This window comes from Streptomyces sp. NBC_00158 (genome assembly GCF_045160885.1).
Lineage (GTDB): Bacteria > Actinomycetota > Actinomycetes > Streptomycetales > Streptomycetaceae > Streptomyces.
Map to the genome: position 1 here is coordinate 7,231,901 of NZ_CP108161.1, position 16,021 is coordinate 7,247,921.

General features: G+C 74.1%; 11 protein-coding genes and 1 pseudogene. 5 read left to right on the forward strand and 7 right to left on the reverse strand.

All coding sequences use genetic code 11. The annotated features are described in order from the left end of the window. Window positions 1-268 precede the first annotated feature (268 nt). Window positions 269-1,501 (forward strand): FAD-dependent oxidoreductase, encoded by a 1,233-nt coding sequence (locus tag OG553_RS33110; protein ID WP_405983204.1) that lies wholly within the window; start codon window positions 269-271, stop codon window positions 1,499-1,501. 227 nt (window positions 1,502-1,728) lie between these two features. On the opposite strand, the gene OG553_RS33115 is transcribed toward OG553_RS33110, so the two are convergent. Further along, entirely contained in the window at window positions 1,729-3,156 is a 1,428-nt protein-coding gene (locus OG553_RS33115) for an amidohydrolase family protein (protein ID WP_405982531.1), read from the reverse strand. A gap of 286 nt (window positions 3,157-3,442) precedes the next feature. Between OG553_RS33115 and OG553_RS33120 the strand changes: the two genes are divergently transcribed. The 4 genes from OG553_RS33120 to xdhC all read left to right on the forward strand — a co-directional run bounded on the left by OG553_RS33120 (window position 3,443) and on the right by xdhC (window position 8,771). Next, window positions 3,443-3,712 (forward strand): hypothetical protein, encoded by a 270-nt coding sequence (locus tag OG553_RS33120; protein ID WP_405982532.1) that lies wholly within the window; start codon window positions 3,443-3,445, stop codon window positions 3,710-3,712. Between the two features lie 394 nt (window positions 3,713-4,106). Further along, on the forward strand, window positions 4,107-5,582 hold the full coding sequence (locus OG553_RS33125; protein ID WP_405982533.1) for a xanthine dehydrogenase small subunit: 1,476 nt from the start codon (window positions 4,107-4,109) through the stop codon (window positions 5,580-5,582). Beyond that, window positions 5,579-7,960: a xanthine dehydrogenase molybdopterin binding subunit gene (xdhB, locus tag OG553_RS33130; RefSeq protein WP_405982534.1), complete on the forward strand. Its 2,382-nt coding sequence runs from the start codon at window positions 5,579-5,581 to the stop codon at window positions 7,958-7,960. The genes OG553_RS33125 and xdhB overlap by 4 nt, the downstream gene beginning before the upstream one ends. Window position 7,961: 1 nt before the next feature. Continuing rightward, window positions 7,962-8,771: a xanthine dehydrogenase accessory protein XdhC gene (xdhC, locus tag OG553_RS33135; protein WP_405983205.1), complete on the forward strand. Its 810-nt coding sequence runs from the start codon at window positions 7,962-7,964 to the stop codon at window positions 8,769-8,771. Between the two features lie 3 nt (window positions 8,772-8,774). Here xdhC and OG553_RS33140 read toward each other — a convergent pair whose 3' ends face one another. The 6 genes and pseudogenes from OG553_RS33140 to OG553_RS33165 all read right to left on the reverse strand — a co-directional run bounded on the left by OG553_RS33140 (window position 8,775) and on the right by OG553_RS33165 (window position 15,845). Next, a complete protein-coding gene (locus OG553_RS33140) occupies window positions 8,775-9,074 on the reverse strand; it encodes a protealysin inhibitor emfourin (RefSeq protein ID WP_405983206.1) in 300 nt (99 codons plus the stop codon). A gap of 2 nt (window positions 9,075-9,076) precedes the next feature. Beyond that, window positions 9,077-10,297, reverse strand: coding sequence for a M4 family metallopeptidase (locus tag OG553_RS33145; RefSeq protein WP_405982535.1), 1,221 nt, complete (start codon window positions 10,295-10,297; stop codon window positions 9,077-9,079). Between the two features lie 309 nt (window positions 10,298-10,606). After that, window positions 10,607-11,821, reverse strand: coding sequence for an NAD(P)/FAD-dependent oxidoreductase (locus OG553_RS33150; RefSeq protein WP_405982536.1), 1,215 nt, complete (start codon window positions 11,819-11,821; stop codon window positions 10,607-10,609). Next, window positions 11,818-13,287, reverse strand: coding sequence for an NAD(P)/FAD-dependent oxidoreductase (locus OG553_RS33155; RefSeq protein WP_405982537.1), 1,470 nt, complete (start codon window positions 13,285-13,287; stop codon window positions 11,818-11,820). The genes OG553_RS33150 and OG553_RS33155 overlap by 4 nt, the downstream gene beginning before the upstream one ends. After that, window positions 13,284-15,370 (reverse strand): annotated as a pseudogene (locus OG553_RS33160) (molybdopterin oxidoreductase family protein). The gene OG553_RS33155 and the pseudogene OG553_RS33160 overlap by 4 nt, the downstream one beginning before the upstream one ends. Before the next feature lie 121 nt (window positions 15,371-15,491). Next, window positions 15,492-15,845: a VOC family protein gene (locus OG553_RS33165; protein ID WP_405982538.1), complete on the reverse strand. Its 354-nt coding sequence runs from the start codon at window positions 15,843-15,845 to the stop codon at window positions 15,492-15,494. Between the last annotated feature and the right edge of the window lie 176 nt (window positions 15,846-16,021).

A 16,021-nucleotide genomic window follows, 5' to 3' on the forward strand; every position in this document is an offset into this window, starting at 1 on the left:
ACGGAGATCTGTCTTTGCCCGATAAACGTGTGGAGGGCGCATCCGCCGTCAACGCGGCTGTTCGAGCCGCGGACCCATGGGGGCTGGATCGCGCTTTCTCTGGGCCGTTCGAATCACCGCGGGCGAAAGGCCCGTTCCCGCGATGGCGGCCGTCTCCTGACCATGCTAGTCACCTATGTGTGGGTCGTCACCTCGGGACGTCTCCCGGGGCCGCCGGATTTCCCGCGAAGGGCGAAGGGCGAAGGGGTGTGCTGCCGTGGCCGCTGATGTGGAACGCACGACCTGCTGTGTGGTGGGGGGCGGGCCGGCCGGCATGGTGCTCGGGCTGCTGCTCGCCCGGGCCGGGGTCGAGGTGACGGTGCTGGAGAAGCACGGGGACTTCCTGCGCGACTTCCGCGGCGACACCGTGCACCCCTCGACCCTCTCGCTCCTGGACGACATCGGCCTCGCCGAACGCTTCGCCCTGCTGCCGCAGCGCCGGGTGTCCTCGGTCCAACTGCCCCTCGGGCCGGACCGGTCCCTGGTCACCGTCGGGAACATCGCCGCCCTGCCCGGCAAGTACAACTACATCGCGATGGTGCCCCAGTGGGACCTGCTCGACCTGCTCGCCGACGAAGCCGGCAAGGAACCCTCCTTCCGGCTGCGCATGGACACCGGGGCCACCTCCTTCCTGATGGAACGCGGACGGGTCACGGGCGTCCGCTACCGCACCGCCGACGGCCGCACCGGCGAACTGCGGGCCACCCTGACCGTCGCCTGCGACGGCCGCGGCTCGCTGGCCCGGGCCCTGCCCGAACTCGGCCTGGAGGGCTTCCCCTGCCCCATGGACGCCTGGTGGTTCCGCCTGCCGCGCCACGAGGACGACCCCAGCGGGCTCGTCGGCGCCCTGGGCGACCGGTTCTTCACCGCCCTCATCGACCGCGGCGACTACTGGCAGTGCGCGGCGCTCATCCCCAAGGGCACGGACACCGAACGCCGCGCCGAGGGCCTCGAACGCTTCATGACCCGCTTCACCGACGCCGCGCCGTGGCTGGCCGACAGGGCCGGCGCCGTCACCTCCTGGGACGAGGTCAAGCTGCTCGACGTACGGCTCGACCGGCTGCGCCGCTGGCACCGCCCGGGCCTGCTGTGCATCGGCGACGCCGCCCACGCCATGTCGCCCGTCTTCGGCATCGGCATCAACCTGGCCGTCCAGGACGCCGTGGCCGCGGCCCGCCACCTGGTACGGCCACTGCGCGCGGGGACCGTCGGGCTGCACGACGTCCGCCGCGTACAACTGCGCCGCTGGCCCACCACGGTGATGACCCAGGGCCTCCAGCGCCTCGCCCACGCCCAGGTCATCGAACCCCTGCTGGCGGGCGAGACCGCCTTCGGCGACCCCCGCCGCGCCAAGCGCATGACGGAACTGATCACGGAGTCGCGCTGGCTGAACCGCGTCCCGGCCTACTTCATCGGCTACGGAGCCCTGCGCGAGCGGCCCCCGCGGGAATCCCTGCGCTGACCTCTTCCGTAGGAAGCGGAGCTCGCCCCCGGCGAACTCGATGACAACGGCCGGGCCCTCGGACGCGTACGAACCTCTTCCCGTACCTTCTGCACCGTCAAATAGCCCTCGGAACAAGGGCTTCCACGGTGAACGGGCGAGGCGGCCGTTTGATCACGAGGGCCGGCCGGATCCGGCGATCGGCACTTCCTTCGGACCTTCCCCCGGATGCCGGGGCGCCCCCGCCGTCAGGCGGTGCGCAGGCGGGTGGCGGCCGCCTCGGCCTCCCGCACGACGCGCTGGGTGTCGACGTCGACCAGCCGGCCGCCGAGCTTGAGGGCGCGCCCGTCCACGAACACGGCGTCGACGTTCTCGGGCCGCCCGTTGAAGACGATCTGCCCGACCCAGTCGAAGCGCGGGGCGAAGTTCAGCGCGGCCGGGTCGACGACCACCACGTCGGCGCGTTTGCCGGGGGTCAGGGAGCCCACCCGGTCCGAGACGCCGAGGGCCTCGGCGCCGCCCAGCGTGGCCATCCGCAGCACGTCGGGCACCTGGGGGAAGACCTCGGCCCGCGTCGCGCGGACGCGTTGCAGGCCGACGGCCGCCTTCATCAGCGCGTGGAAGTCCGAGCTGTCGTTGGTCCCGCCGTCCAGGCCGAGCCCGACCTTGACGCCCCTGCCCGCCAGGTCGGAGAGCCGCATGATGCCGGAGGCCAGCCGCATGTTGCTGAGCGGGCAGTGTGCGGCGCGCACGTCGTGCTCGGCGACGGCGGCGATCTCCGCGTCCGTCAGGTGGATCGCGTGGTTGATCAGCAGCCGCGGGCCCATGGCACCGATGTCGGTGAGGACCCCGACGGGGTCGTCGCCGCGCTGCTCGGGCCGCTCCAGGACGTGGGAGTTGAGCATCACCCCCAGCTCCTGGGCGGCCTCCCAGTGGGCGCGGTTGTGGGACTCGACGGCCCGCGCCGCGTGCGTGGCGACGTGGAAGGAGCCGAGCGGCGCCGGGTCGACGAGCTCCCGCTTCACCTTGGTGAGCAGTACCGCGTCCGGGGCCGGCGGGTACATGGCGTACGTGAACCGCAGGCCGGTGCCCGCCAGGGCCCGGACGTAGCTCTCGATCAGGTCGTACGAGAAGATGTCCACCCAGTCCACCAGAGTCGTCACGCCCGACTGGACGGCGTCCAGGGCGGCGAGCCGCACGATGCTGTGGAGGGCCGCCGGCGTCAGGCGGCCGCGCTGGGGGTCGGTACACCTCCGGAACCAGCCGAACAAGTCCCGGTCGGTACAGCCGCCCCGGATCGCCGCCTGCCAGAGGTGGTTGTGGGTGTCGACGAACCCGGGCATCACCAGCTTGCCCGCGGCCTCCACCACCCAGGTGCCGGGGGGTGTCCGCAGGGCCGGGCCGACGGCGGCGATGGCGCCGTCCCGCATCAGCACGTCGGCGTTCCCGACGGCGCCGAGCGGGCCGCTGCCGAGGGAGGGGTCCATGGTGAGGACCAGGGAGGCGCCGCGGAGCAGGACCGTCCGGCCGCCCTGGACGGCGGTCCGCGATGTCTGGTCGCGGGGTGCGGGGCGGGGTGCGGCGCCGAGGAAGAGCGGGGCCGCGGCGGCCAGGCCGAGGCCTGCGAGGAGATCGCGGCGGCTGGGGACGGGGGTGTTCGTGGGGGCCGAGTGCATGGAGTGTTGCCTCCCGAGGTCTCAGAACGGAAGGCCCGCCGGGGCGGGACGCCTGGACGGGGGCGCCGGGCCGGGGCGGGAGATTACCGGCAGCATTCCCACCGCACGGCCATTCGATAGACGCCCGTGGAAAACTTTTTCCACCGCCCGGACCTCAGGCGAGTCCCTCCGGCGAGTCCCCCCGGCCCGGACCCCCGGCCCGGACCCCCGGCCCAGGCCCTCGACCCGACCCCCGGCCCGGCCGCGCCTCAGCCCCCGCGGCGGGCCCGGTCACTAGCCTGACCCCATGACTCCCGCCGCCCGCCCCGCCCCCGACCGGTACACCGTCGTCCTCCGCCCCGGCCCGCCCGGCGCCGCACAGGACGCCAAGGGCCACGGCGCGGTCCTGCGCACCGCCCGGGTCGAGGCCACTGGCGCCACCGGCGTCTCCGGCTACCCCCGCTACGAGGGCGAAGGGGTACAGGCGGAGATCGACCCCGAGAGCCGGGCCGTCGAGGCCGTCACCGTGGACGGCGAGGAACTCCCGTACGGCTGGATCGCCCAACTGGCCGACTGAGCCCCGGGGCGGACCCTTGCGGAACCGCTCCACGGGGTCCGTATACGGCGGCTTGACCGATGGACCTGCGGCAACGTAGCTTCTGCCGGACCGGCTCGTGAGTTGACGGAAGGAGGCGAAGTCGGATGTCGACCCCCTCCGCAGTGCTTCGCCTCGCTCACCAGGTCGCCTGGGCCCCGGGCCGTGTAGCACACGGCTGCTGAACGGCCCCTCCTTCCGGCGTGCCCGATTGCGGCCCCGGCTCCCTTTTCGATTTTCTGTCACCGCCTGAGGCACGCCGTCGCGTGCCCATGTGCGCTCTCCGGGTTCTCCGGCCGCGCCACCGAAAACAGAAGGCTCCTGAAATGGCGACTAGGACAAACAGCTCCACCTCGCACCGGAACGGGGACCGGCCGTGGTAGCGGCACGGATCACCGTCAACGGGAAAGAAACCCCGATCGCGCCCGCCACGCCCCACACCACGGTGCTCGACTTCCTCCGCGAGCGAGGCCTCACCGGCACCAAGGAGGGCTGCGCCGAGGGCGAATGCGGCGCCTGCTCCGTCCTCGTGGCCCGCCCCGGCGTCGACAAGCCCACCGACTGGGTGGCGGTCAACGCCTGCCTGGTCCCGGTCGCTGCGCTCGACGGACAGGAGGTCGTCACCTCCGAAGGCCTCGCCACCTCCGGCGCCCCCGGCACCCCGCCCACGCTGCACCCCGTCCAGGAGGAGATGGCCGTCCGCGGCGGCTCCCAATGCGGCTACTGCACACCGGGGTTCGTCTGCAGCATGGCCGCCGAGTACTACCGGCCCGGCCGCTGCGCGCACCCGGAACCGGCCGCGGGGGCCGAGGCCGCAGCCGACGCCGAGCACGGCCCGAACGGCTTCGACCTGCACTCGCTCAGCGGCAACCTGTGCCGCTGCACCGGCTACCGGCCCATCCGCGACGCCGCGTACGCCGTCGGCGCCCCCGCCGAGGACGACCCGCTGGCCCTGCGCCGCGAACAGTCCCCGCCCGACCCGGCCGTCACCGAATACACCCTGGACGACAGCACGTTCCTGCGCCCCGGCACCCTCGCCGAAACCCTCCGGCTGCTGCGCGACCGGCCCGACGCCGTCGTCGTCGCCGGCAGCACCGACTGGGGCGTCGAGGTCAACATCCGCTCCCGCCGCGCCGATTGCGTCGTCGCCGTCGACCGGCTGCCCGAACTGTGGGAACTGCGCGTCGAACCCGACTCCATCGTGATCGGCGCGGCCCGGACCCTCACCGAGATCGAACGCCGCCTGGACGGCACCGTCCCGCTGCTCGCGGAACTCTTCCCGCAGTTCGCGTCCCGGCTCATCCGCAACAGCGCCACCCTCGGCGGCAACCTGGGCACCGGCTCTCCCATCGGCGACAGCCCGCCGGTGCTGCTCGCGCTGGAGGCGTCGGTGCTCCTCGCCGACGCCGACGGCGAACGCGAGATCCCCCTCGCCGACTACTTCACCGGCTACCGGCAGAGCGTCCGCCGGCCCGGCGAGCTGATCCGCGCGGTCCGCGTCCCGCTGCCCCTGTCACCCGTCACCGCCTTCCACAAGATCGCCAAACGGCGCTTCGACGACATCTCCAGCGTCGCCGTCGCCTTCGCCATCGACATCGAGGACGGCGTGGTCCGCAAGGCCCGGATCGGCCTGGGCGGCGTGGCCGCCACCCCGATCCGGGCCCTCGCCACCGAGGCCGCCCTGGAAGGCCGGCCCTGGTCGGAGGAGACCGCCCGGGCCGCCGCCGGCATCCTGCGGGCCCAGGGCACCCCGATGGACGACCACCGCGCCAGCGCCGAGTACCGCTCCGCGATGCTCGGCCAGAGCCTGCTGAAGCTGTACGCACAGACCACCGAGGCGGTGTCGTCATGAGCCAACTGTCCGAACGCCCCCAGAAGCCCGCGGTCGGCCTCCCGCTGCCGCACGAGAGCGCCAGCCTGCACGTCACCGGCGCCGCCCTCTACACCGACGACCTGGTCCACCGCACCAAGGACGTCCTGCACGCCCACCCCGTCCAGGTCATGAAGGCCCGCGGCCGGATCACCGCCCTGCGCACCGGCGCCGCCCTCTCCGTCCCCGGCGTGGTACGCGTACTGACCGGCGCCGACGTACCCGGCGTCAACGACGCCGGCATGAAGCACGACGAGCCCCTCTTCCCCGACGAGGTCATGTTCCACGGCCACGCCGTGGCCTGGGTCCTCGGCGAAACCCTGGAAGCCGCCCGGCTCGGCGCGGCGGCCGTCGAGGTGGAACTCGACGAACAGCCCTCCGTCGTCACCCTGGAGGAGGCCATCGCGGCCGGCAGCTTCCACGGCGCCCGCCCCGAGATGCTGACCGGCGACGTCGAAGCGGGCTTCGCCGACTCCGCACACGTCTTCACCGGCGAGTTCCGCTTCTCCGACCAGGAACACTTCTACCTGGAGACCCACGCGGCACTCGCCCACATCGACGAGGCCGAGCAGGTGTTCGTCCAGAGCAGCACCCAGCACCCCTCCGAGACGCAGGAGATCGTCGCTCACGTCCTCGGCCTGCACAGCCACGAAGTGACCGTGCAGTGCCTGCGCATGGGCGGAGGCTTCGGCGGCAAGGAGATGCAGCCCCACGGGTTCGCGGCCATCGCCGCGCTCGGCGCCAAGCTGACCGGCCGGCCGGTGCGCCTGCGCCTCACCCGGACCCAGGACCTGACCATGTCCGGCAAGCGCCACGGCTTCCACGCCGAATGGAAGATCGGCTTCGACGCCGAGGGCCGCATCCAGGCCCTGGACGCCACCCTCACCGCCGACGGCGGCTGGAGCCTGGACCTCTCCGAACCGGTCGTGGCCCGCGCCCTGTGCCACATCGACAACACCTACTGGATCCCCAACGCGCACGTCCGCGGCCGCATCGCGAAGACCAACAAGGTCTCCAACACCGCCTTCCGCGGCTTCGGCGGCCCCCAGGGCATGCTCGTGATCGAGGACATCATGGGCCGCTGCGCCCCGCTCCTCGGACTCGACCCCAGGGAACTGCGCGAACGGAACTTCTACCGGCCGGGCCAGGCCACCCCCTACGGGCAGCAGGTCATGCAGCCCGAACGGATCTCCGCCGTCTGGGAGCAGGTCAAGGAGAACGGCCGCCTCGCCGACCGCGAACGCGAGATCGCCGCCTTCAACGCCGCGCACCCGCACACCAAGCGGGCCCTCGCCCTCACCGGCGTCAAGTTCGGCATCTCGTTCAACCTCACCGCTTTCAACCAGGGCGGCGCACTGGTGCTGATCTACAAGGACGGCTCGGTCCTGATCAACCACGGCGGCACCGAGATGGGCCAGGGCCTGCACACCAAGATGCTCCAGGTGGCGGCGACCTCCCTCGGCATCCCGCTGCACAAGGTGCGCCTCGCGCCGACGCGGACCGACAAGGTGCCCAACAGCTCCGCCACGGCGGCCAGCGCCGGGGCCGACCTCAACGGCGCGGCCGTGAAGAACGCCTGCGAGCAGCTGCGCGGACGGCTCCTCCAGGTCGCCGCCACCCAGCTGGGCGCCAACGCCTCCGACGTGCGCATCGTCGACGGGGTCGCGCGCGTGGTCGGCGGTGACCAGGAGTTGGCCTGGGACGACCTGGTGCGCACCGCGTACTTCCAGCGGGTCCAGCTGTCGGCGGCCGGCTTCTACCGGACCGAGGGCCTGCACTGGGACGCGAAGTCGTTCCGGGGATCTCCGTTCAAGTACTTCTCCCACGGCGCCGCCGCGGCCGAGGTCGAGGTCGACGGCTTCACCGGCGCGTACCGGATCCGGCGGGTGGACATCGTGCACGACGTCGGCGACAGCCTGTCCCCGATGATCGACATCGGCCAGGTCGAGGGCGGCTTCGTCCAAGGCGCGGGCTGGCTGACGCTGGAGGACATGCGCTGGGACACCGGTGAAGGCCCGAACCGGGGGCGGCTGCTGACCCAGGCCGCCAGCACCTACAAGCTGCCGAGCTTCTCGGAGATGCCCGAGGAGTTCAACGTCACCCTGCTGGAGAACGCGACCGAGGAAGGCGCGGTCTACGGCTCCAAGGCGGTCGGCGAGCCCCCGCTGATGCTGGCCTTCTGCGTACGGGAGGCCCTGCGGCAGGCCGCCGCGGCGTTCGGGCCCGCGGGAGCGAGCGTGGAACTCGCCTCGCCCGCGACGCCGGAGGCGGTGTACTGGGCGGTCGAGTCCGCCCGCCGCGGGGACGCGCGCGGCGGCAGCGGGGTCCCCGCCGACACGAGCGTCTTGAGCAATGTCTGACATGACCTGGGTGGCCGCGGTCGCGCGGTTGCGGGCCCGCCGGGAACCCGGCGCGCTCGTCACCGTCGCGGCCGTGCGCGGCCACGCACCGCGCCGGGCCGGCGCCAAACTCGTCGTGGGACGGACCGCCACCTGGGGCTCGATCGGCGGCGGCAACATCGAGGCCGTCGCGATCGACCGGGCCCGCGAGGTGATCGGCACCCCGGATCCGGAGCCCGAACTGATGGACTTCGCCCTCAACGACAAGGTGACCGGCCCGCACGGGGTCCAGTGCTGCGGCGGGGCGGTCAGCGTACTGCTCGAACCGCTGCCGGTGGTCCCGGCGGTGGCGGTCTTCGGCGTCGGGCACGTCGGCATGGAACTGGCCCGCATCCTGGCCCGCCACGACCTGGACCTGCACCTGATCGACACCCGCCCGGACCAGCTCACCGACGAACGGCTCGCGGTGCTCTCGGACGCCGTGGCGCAGGTCCACGTGCACCACGTCCCGCTGCTGCCGGAGGAGGTGCTCGGGGAGCTGGCGCCCGGCACGCACGTCCTGATCATGACGCACGACCACGCGGAGGACGCCGCCCTGTGCGACGCCGCCCTGCGCACCCCGGGTCTCGGCTCGATCGGGCTGATCGGCTCGGCCGCCAAGTGGGCGCGGTTCCGCAGCCGCCTGGCGACCGAGGGCGGCCACGACGCGGCCGCCATCGACCGGATCAAGACCCCGATCGGCCTGACCGAGATCACCGGCAAGGAACCCGCCGTCATCGCGGTCGGCGTCGCCGCGGACCTGCTCCGGACCTTCGAACGGGACGGCGGGTGAGGATCACCCCCGCGCGAAGTGGTTCCGCAGCCAGCCGAGCAGGGCCGCGAAGGCGGGGGACATGGCGCCGTCCGACTGTTCGAGCACCGTCGAACGGCTGCCGTCCTCCACCGTGATCGAGTAGCCCTTCGCGTCCCTGGCCCGACCCGTGTCCTGCGGCGGGGGCGCCGCCGCGGCCGCGGCCACCAGCCGTTCCAGCTCGGCGGCGGCGTCCTCGGGCAGGGCGGCAGAGTCCAGCACGTCGGGCGGGCGGCGCAGGCCTGCCGCCGCCAGCCCGCCGTACGACTCAAGGATCACCTTCATGGTCACCTGGAGCCCTTCACCTTGAGGGTGGCCACTTCCTTGGCCAGCCCCGTCACTTTGTCGCCGAGCGTGGCGATCTGCCTGGTCAGGGCCGCCAGGTCGGCATCACGGCCCGCGCCGCCGTGCCCGTTGACCGCGAACGACCGCGGCTGGGCGAGCCCCGGCGGGACCCCGGTGATCTGGACCTCCACCTCGTGCCAGCCCGCCACCACGGCCGCCTGCTCGGGGCTGCCGACGCCGAACAGCCTGCCGGCCTGCTGGAAGGTCATGTCCGCGAAGTCCTGGAACTTGTCCCGGGGGCGGGAGGCCCGCAGCGCCTCGTACCACAGCCTGCCGCTGTGCTCCCAGCCGAAGCCCCCGATCCCCATGGCCGTCGCGTAGAACGCCTTGTTCGGAATGCCGGAGTTGTAGTGCACTCCGCCGTTGTCCCCTCTCGGGGTGTCGGGCAGGTGGACGAACCTGCTCATCCGGTCCGGCTGCGGGTCCTTCCCGACCAGCGGGTTGTCGTACGCCGTTCCCGGGGCCTTCATGGACCGCAGGGCGTCGCCCGCGATACCGGGGGTCCACACGTCGGCGCCGATCAGCCAGTCGGCCTCCTCCACCGTCTGCTTCATCGACCACTGCTTGACCAGCGAGCCGAAGACGTCGGAGAGCGACTCGTTCAGGGCCCCGGACTGGTTGTGGTACTCGAAGTTGGAGGTGTGCTCGGTGACCCCGTGCGTCAGCTCGTGGCCGACCACGTCGAGGGACCCGGTCAGGTTGCTGAACTCGACCCCGTCGCCGTCGCCGAAGAGCATCTCACCGCCGTCCCAGAACGCGTTGTTGATCCTCACACCGAAGTGGACGAATCCGTTCAGGCGCATTCCCTGATCGTCGATCGAATTGCGCTGGTAGATCTCCTTGTAGAAGTCCCGGGTCAGGCCGAGCGCGTCGAACGCCCGGTTCACGGCCTCGTCCGAGGACTCCGGTCCGTCCTCCGACCTGGCCATGACCGCGTCGGAGAGGTCTTCGCTGTGCTCGCAGTCGAAGACGGTGCGCCGGGCGTTGCCGGGCGCGGCGGCAAGGCCGGTGAGACCCCGGCGGACGGACCGCTCGCCCCGCAGGCGAGCGGTGGTCAGCAGGGTGTCCAACGCCGCCTGGCGGACCTCGCCGTCCCCGTTCTCCATGAGCTTTTCGAGGATGTACGGAGGGATGATGCAGTTGATCGGTCGGGTCCTACTCATGGGGTACCTCCTGAGTGAGAGGACCAACGGTTGACGGTTCATCGTCTTCGCCGCAGGATTTGAGGTAACGGTAGCCACAGGGGCCCTTGACAGTTCAACTGACCAGGGGAGGGCGAAGCGTTGGCGCCGGCCAGCCCTGATTCCCGCGGCGGGGCCACGCTGGTACCACCAGTCTCCTGCCGCCCGCAACCGCTGGCAAACGCTCCGGCCCGCCGGCCCTCACCCGAATTCCGGAACGGGACATGCCGGCGGTCCCGGCCACAGGCTGCGGCTACCCGGGTTCCCCGGGCGGAACCCCGGCCGGCGGCGTCACCCGCCGGGGCCGGTGAGGAGCAGGTCCGGGGGGCCCGGGAGGCGCCGGCCGAGCAGGGTGCGCAGCGTCGCGTACGCGGCGGTGTCGCCGGCCAGGACCCCGCCGAGCAGGGTTCCCGCGGTGCCGTCCAGGACGAGCTTCGCGTAGCGGGCCCCGTCCCGGTCGGTGCGGATGAACTCCAGCGCCCCGGCGGTGCGGGCGTGGGCGTCGCCGAAACTGGCGACGTCCACCCCGAGCAGCTTGAGCTTGGCCGACAGGTCGGGGTCGGTGAACTCGGGGCCGGGGTCGCCGGTCAGGTCCCGGGCCACCAGCTCGGCCATGCGGTAGCCGGGCCCGACCAGCCCGTGGCAGCGGCCGTGCACGGCGGCGCAGTCGCCCACGGCCCGGATCCGCGGGTCCGAGGTCCGGCAGCGGCCGTCGACGAGGAAGCCCCCGCGCTCGCCGGTGGCCAGGTCCGCCCCGGCCGCGAGCTCGTCGCGCGGCCGCACCCCGGTGGAGAACACCACGAGGGAGGCGTCGAGGACCTCGCCGTCGGCGAGGGTGACCGAGCGCACGGCGCCGTCCGGTCCCGCGTCGACGGACCGCAGCCCGACCCCGCACCGGGGCCGTACGCCGAGCCCGCCGAGGAGCCGGGCCAGCACCTCTCCGCCGCCCTCGTCCAGTTGCACCGCCATCAGCCACGGAGCGGCCTCCACGACCTGGACCCGCATGCCCAGCGCCGCCAGCGCGCCCGCCGCCTCCAGCCCGAGCAGCCCGCCGCCGACGACCACCGCGGGGCCCCCGGGGCGGGCGGCCGCACGGATGCCGGCCACGTCGTCGAGGGTGCGGTAGACGTGGCAGCCCGCCAGGCCGTGCCCCGGGACCGGCGGCACGAACGGGCGGGCGCCGGTGGCGAGTACGAGGGCGTCGTAGGCGACCCGGGAACCATCGGCGCAGTACACGGCGCCCGCCGCCCGGTCGATCCGCACGGCCGGCTGCGACAGCCTCGCCCCGACGTGCTCGTCCCCGTCGAACGAGGCCCCCTCCAGGGCGAGTTCCCCCGGATCGGCGCCCCGCGCGTACGCGGACAGCGAGATCCGGTCGTACGCGGGCCGGGGCTCCTCCGCGAGGACCACGACCCGCCAGGCGCCGGCCGCGTCGCGTTCGCGGACCTCGCGCACCAGCCGGTGCCCGACCATTCCGTGGCCGACCACCACGAGCACCCGCCTCATCCCGCCTCCTCCTCTCGCGCCCAGGCCTCGCAGCGGGCCCGGAGCTCCTCGCCGCAGCCACCGCAGCCCGTGCCCGCCCGGGTGGCGGACGCCAGCGCCGCGGCCGTACGGGCCCCGGCCCGCCAGGCGGCGGCCAGTGCGTCACCGGTGACGTTGTTGCAGTGGCAGACCAGTGCCGTGCCGGGCGGCGGACCCGCCTCGTAGCAGGGCGGTTCGCCGAGCAGCAGGGCCAGCCGGTCCACCGGCACGGGCTCGCCCCGCTGGTGGAGCCGGACCACCCCGGCGGCCGCCCGGTGGAGCCCGACCAGCACCGCGCCGGTCAGCCTTCCGGAGCGCAGCGACAGGCGGGCGTACCGGCCCGCCGCGGCGTCCCCGAGGACGACGGTCTCGTCGGCGCCGGCCGTCGTGCCGACCCGCAGCAGGTCCAGCTCCGGCGCCTTCAGCCGCAGGACGCCGTGCCCGCCGCGGTGCCGGACCCGGCCGCCCTTGAGCAGCACCGCCAGGGCCTCCGCCTGGTCCCAGGCCGAGCTGAACCCGCCCGAGGGCACCCGCCCGGTGGGCCCCGGCCCGGTACCGGGACCGTGCGCGCCGCCGTCCAGCGGCTCGGCGCAGTCGCCGATCGCGTACACCCGGGCGGCACTGGTGCGCAGCAGGTGGTCGACGAGGACGCCGGTTCGGACCGCGAGCCCGGCGGCGCGGGCCAGCCCGACCCGGGGGCGGGCCCCGATGCACAGCAGCACCTCGCCGGCCTCCACCCGGCTCCCGTCGTCCAGCGTCAGCCCCGCACCGCCGTCGTCGCGGGCGGCGACCGTCCGGCCGAGCCGCAGGTCCACGGCGAGGTTCCGCAGCCGGCCCGCCACGGCCTCGCCCGCCCGCGGGTCCACGTGCCGGTCCAGCGGGTACGGCCCCCGGTGCACCAGTGCCACCGGGCGGCCGCTCCGGCGCAGGGCCAGCGCGGCCTCCACCCCGAGCACCCCGCCGCCCACGACGGCCACCGGGCCGCGCGCCCCCGCGATCCGCTCCCCGTCCGCCAGGGTCCGCAGCGCCCGTACCCCCGGCGCGAGCCGGCCGTCCGGGCCGCGCGTCCACTGCGGCCCGGGCGGCACCGGGGCGGCGCCGGTGGCCAGGACGAGCCTGTCGTACGGGTGGGCGTCCCCGTCGGCGGTGCGCACCAGCCGCCGGCGGGGGTCGAACGAGACGGCCCGCACCCCGAGCCCGAGCACCGTCCCCGGGGGCGGTTCCGGCAGCCGCAGCGCCCCCGCGGACAGGGTGCCGTCCAGAACGGCCGTCAGCAGGGGGCGGTTGTACGCGGGTTCGGGCTCGGCGCCCAGGACGGTGACCCGGCCGTGCGGGCCGTACCGGTACAGTCCCTCGACCAGGCGGTGCGCGGCGGGCCCGTACCCGATGACGACGATCCGCTCCGCCGGCGCGGGACCGGGGGCGCGGCCGGTCGCGCGGCCGGTCACTGGGCCGCCTCGATCCGTACGGCGCACACCTTGAACTCGGGCATCCGGCTGCGCGGGTCGAGCGCCGCACTGGTGAACAGGTTGGCCCGGCCGGAGCCCGGGAAGTGGAACGGGACGAAGACGGTGTCGGTCCGCATCGAGGGGTCGTACCGCACCTCGGCCAGCATGCCGCCCCGCGCCGAGACCACCCGGGCGGACTGACCGTCAGCGAGTCCGGCGCGCGCCGCCGTGTCCGGGTGGACCTGCACGAAGGGCGCGGGGGCGGCCGCCAGCAGCTCGGGGACCCGGCGGGTCTGCGCGCCGGTCTGGTAGTGGGCCAGGATCCGCCCGGTGGTGGCGTACAGCGGGAAGGCCCGCCCGGGCCGTTCGGCGGCGTCCCGGTGTTCGACGGGGGTGAAGCGGGCCCGGCCGTCGGGGTGCGCGAACCGGTCCAGGAACATCCGCGGCGTGCCGTCCCCGCCCTCGGGGCACGGCCAGTGCAGGGCCTCGCCCGCGTCGAGCCGGTCGTAGTCGACGCCGGAGTAGTCGGCGGGCGCGCCCCGGGTCGCGGCGCGCAGCTCCTCGAAGATCTCGCGCGGGCCGTCGGGGTAGCGCTCCGGGGGCTCGCCGAGCCGGACGGCAAGCTCCCGCAGGACGGCCGGATCGGTCCGTACGCCCGGCGGCGGGTCGAGCAGCCGGTGCCGGCGCAGCACCCGGCCCTCCAGGTTCGTCAGGGTGCCCTCCTCCTCCGCCCATTGGGCGACGGGGAGCACGACGTCGGCGGCGAGTGCGGTCTCGGAGGGGACGAAGTCGGCGACGACGAGCAGGTCGAGGGCGGCCAGCCGCTCGGCCGTCCGGGCGGCGTCGGGCGCCGAGACCAGCGGGTTGCAGCCGAACACCAGCAGGGCCTTCGGCCCGCCGGGACTCCCGATGGCGTCGAGCAGTTCGTACGCGCTGATCCCCGCTCCGGGCAGCCGCTCCGGCGGGACCCCCACACGGCGGCGACGTGGGCCCGGGCGACCGGGTCGCCGATCGGGCGGTAGCCGGGCAGCTGGTCGGCCTTCTGGCCGAGTTCGCGGCCGCCCTGGCCGTTGCCCTGCCCGGTGAGGGTGCCGAAGCCGCGCCCCGGGCGGCCCGGCAGGCCCAGGGCGAGCGCCAGGTTGGCGAAGGCGGCGACGGTGTCCGTGCCCTTGCTGTGCTGCTCGGCGCCGCGCCCGGTCAGCACGTAGGCGCTGCGGGCACCGGCCAGCATCCGTACGGCGGTGCGCAGGTCGGCGGCGGACACCCCGGTCACCGTTTCGACGCGCTCGGGCCACCAGGCCGAGGCCCGCGCCCAGGTCTCGTCGAAGCCGGTGGTGCGCCCGTCCACGTACGCCTTGTCGACCAGCCCCTCGGTGACGGCCAGGTGGAGCAGGCCGAGGGCGAGCGCGAGGTCCGTTCCGGGTGCGGGGCGCAGGTGCAGGGCGGCGGCGGCCGCGGTGCGGGTGCGGCGCGGGTCCACGACGACCAGGTCGGCCCCGTCGAGGTGGCGCATGAGGGGCGGCATGGTCTCGGCGGGGTTCGCCCCCGCGAGCAGGATCGTTTCGGCACCGTCGAGGTCGGTCACGGGGAACGGCAGGCCCCGGTCCACCCCGAAGGCGGCGGTCTGGGCGACGGCGGCCGAGGCCATGCAGAAGCGGCCGTTGTAGTCGATGCGGCTGGTGCCGAGGGCGAGCCGGGCGAACTTGCCGAGGAGGTAGGCCTTCTCGTTGGTGAGCGCGCCGCCGCCGAGGACCGCGACGGAGTCCGGTCCGTGGGCCGCGAGCAGGGCGCGCAGCCGGCCGGCGACGAGGTCGAGCGCGGAGTCCCAGCCGGCCGGGGCGAGCGCGCCCGTGGCGTCGCGGACGAGCGGGGTGGTGAGGCGGTCGGCGGCGCCGAGCACGGCGGCGGCGGTCCAGCCCTTGTGGCACAGGCTGCCCCGGTTGGCGGGGAAGGCGGGGTCGGGCCGGGCGACGACCGTGCCGCGCGTCCCGGTGAGCAGGGTCCCGCACTGGAGGGCGCAGTACGGGCAGTGGGTGGCGGTGGCCGGTTCGGGCGAGGGGGGAGGGAGCTCGGGATCGGTCATGGGGGAGGCGCACGTCCGTCCAGGGGTCGCGTAACGGACAAAATATGGACGGAATCGGCATTTCCCCAGGCTGGGTTTGGATACGCCATAGAAAATCCCAAATCGCTGCCAACCGCCTTCCTCAGGCGGGCTGCCAGAGCTCGATCCGGTTGCCCTCGGGGTCGGTGACCCAGCCGAACCGGCCCACGCCGTCCATGTCCTGGGTCTCCTGCGCCACGTCCGCCCCCTTGGCGCGCAACTGGGCGAGCATCGCGTCCAGGTCGCGTACGCGGAAGTTCAGCATGGTCTGCTGGGTGGGGGAGCCGAAGTGGTCGGTCCCGGAATCGAAGGCCGCGAACACGGTCGGCCCCGCCTCCTGGCGCCACAGGCCGTGCTCGTCGGCGTCCAGCCCCAGGCAGTCGCGGTACCACGCGCCGAGCGCCGCCGGATCGCTAGCGCGCAGGAAGTATCCACCGATGCCGAGTGCGCGTTCCATCCGGCCATCCTGCCAGGGCGGCGGCCTGACGGACCGCCACCACGCACGCGGGCCCGGCCCTCCGGATCCGGGAGCCGGCCCTGCCGGGCGGGGCGGGCCCTCGCGCGTGGGCGCCGCCGGCGCTCCGGCGAGCGGGGCGGAGCCGGCCTGAAGCCTGTCTTCCGCCCCGCCCCGCT

Coding starts and splice junctions, on each gene's coding strand:
- OG553_RS33115 (WP_405982531.1), bottom strand. CDS start 3,156: ATGCACTCGGCCCCCACGAACACCCCCGTCCCCAGCCGCCGCGATCTC.
- OG553_RS33120 (WP_405982532.1), top strand. CDS start 3,443: ATGACTCCCGCCGCCCGCCCCGCCCCCGACCGGTACACCGTCGTCCTC.
- xdhB (WP_405982534.1), top strand. CDS start 5,579: ATGAGCCAACTGTCCGAACGCCCCCAGAAGCCCGCGGTCGGCCTCCCG.
- xdhC (WP_405983205.1), top strand. CDS start 7,962: ATGACCTGGGTGGCCGCGGTCGCGCGGTTGCGGGCCCGCCGGGAACCC.
- OG553_RS33140 (WP_405983206.1), bottom strand. CDS start 9,074: ATGAAGGTGATCCTTGAGTCGTACGGCGGGCTGGCGGCGGCAGGCCTG.
- OG553_RS33145 (WP_405982535.1), bottom strand. CDS start 10,297: ATGAGTAGGACCCGACCGATCAACTGCATCATCCCTCCGTACATCCTC.
- OG553_RS33150 (WP_405982536.1), bottom strand. CDS start 11,821: ATGAGGCGGGTGCTCGTGGTGGTCGGCCACGGAATGGTCGGGCACCGG.
- OG553_RS33165 (WP_405982538.1), bottom strand. CDS start 15,845: ATGGAACGCGCACTCGGCATCGGTGGATACTTCCTGCGCGCTAGCGAT.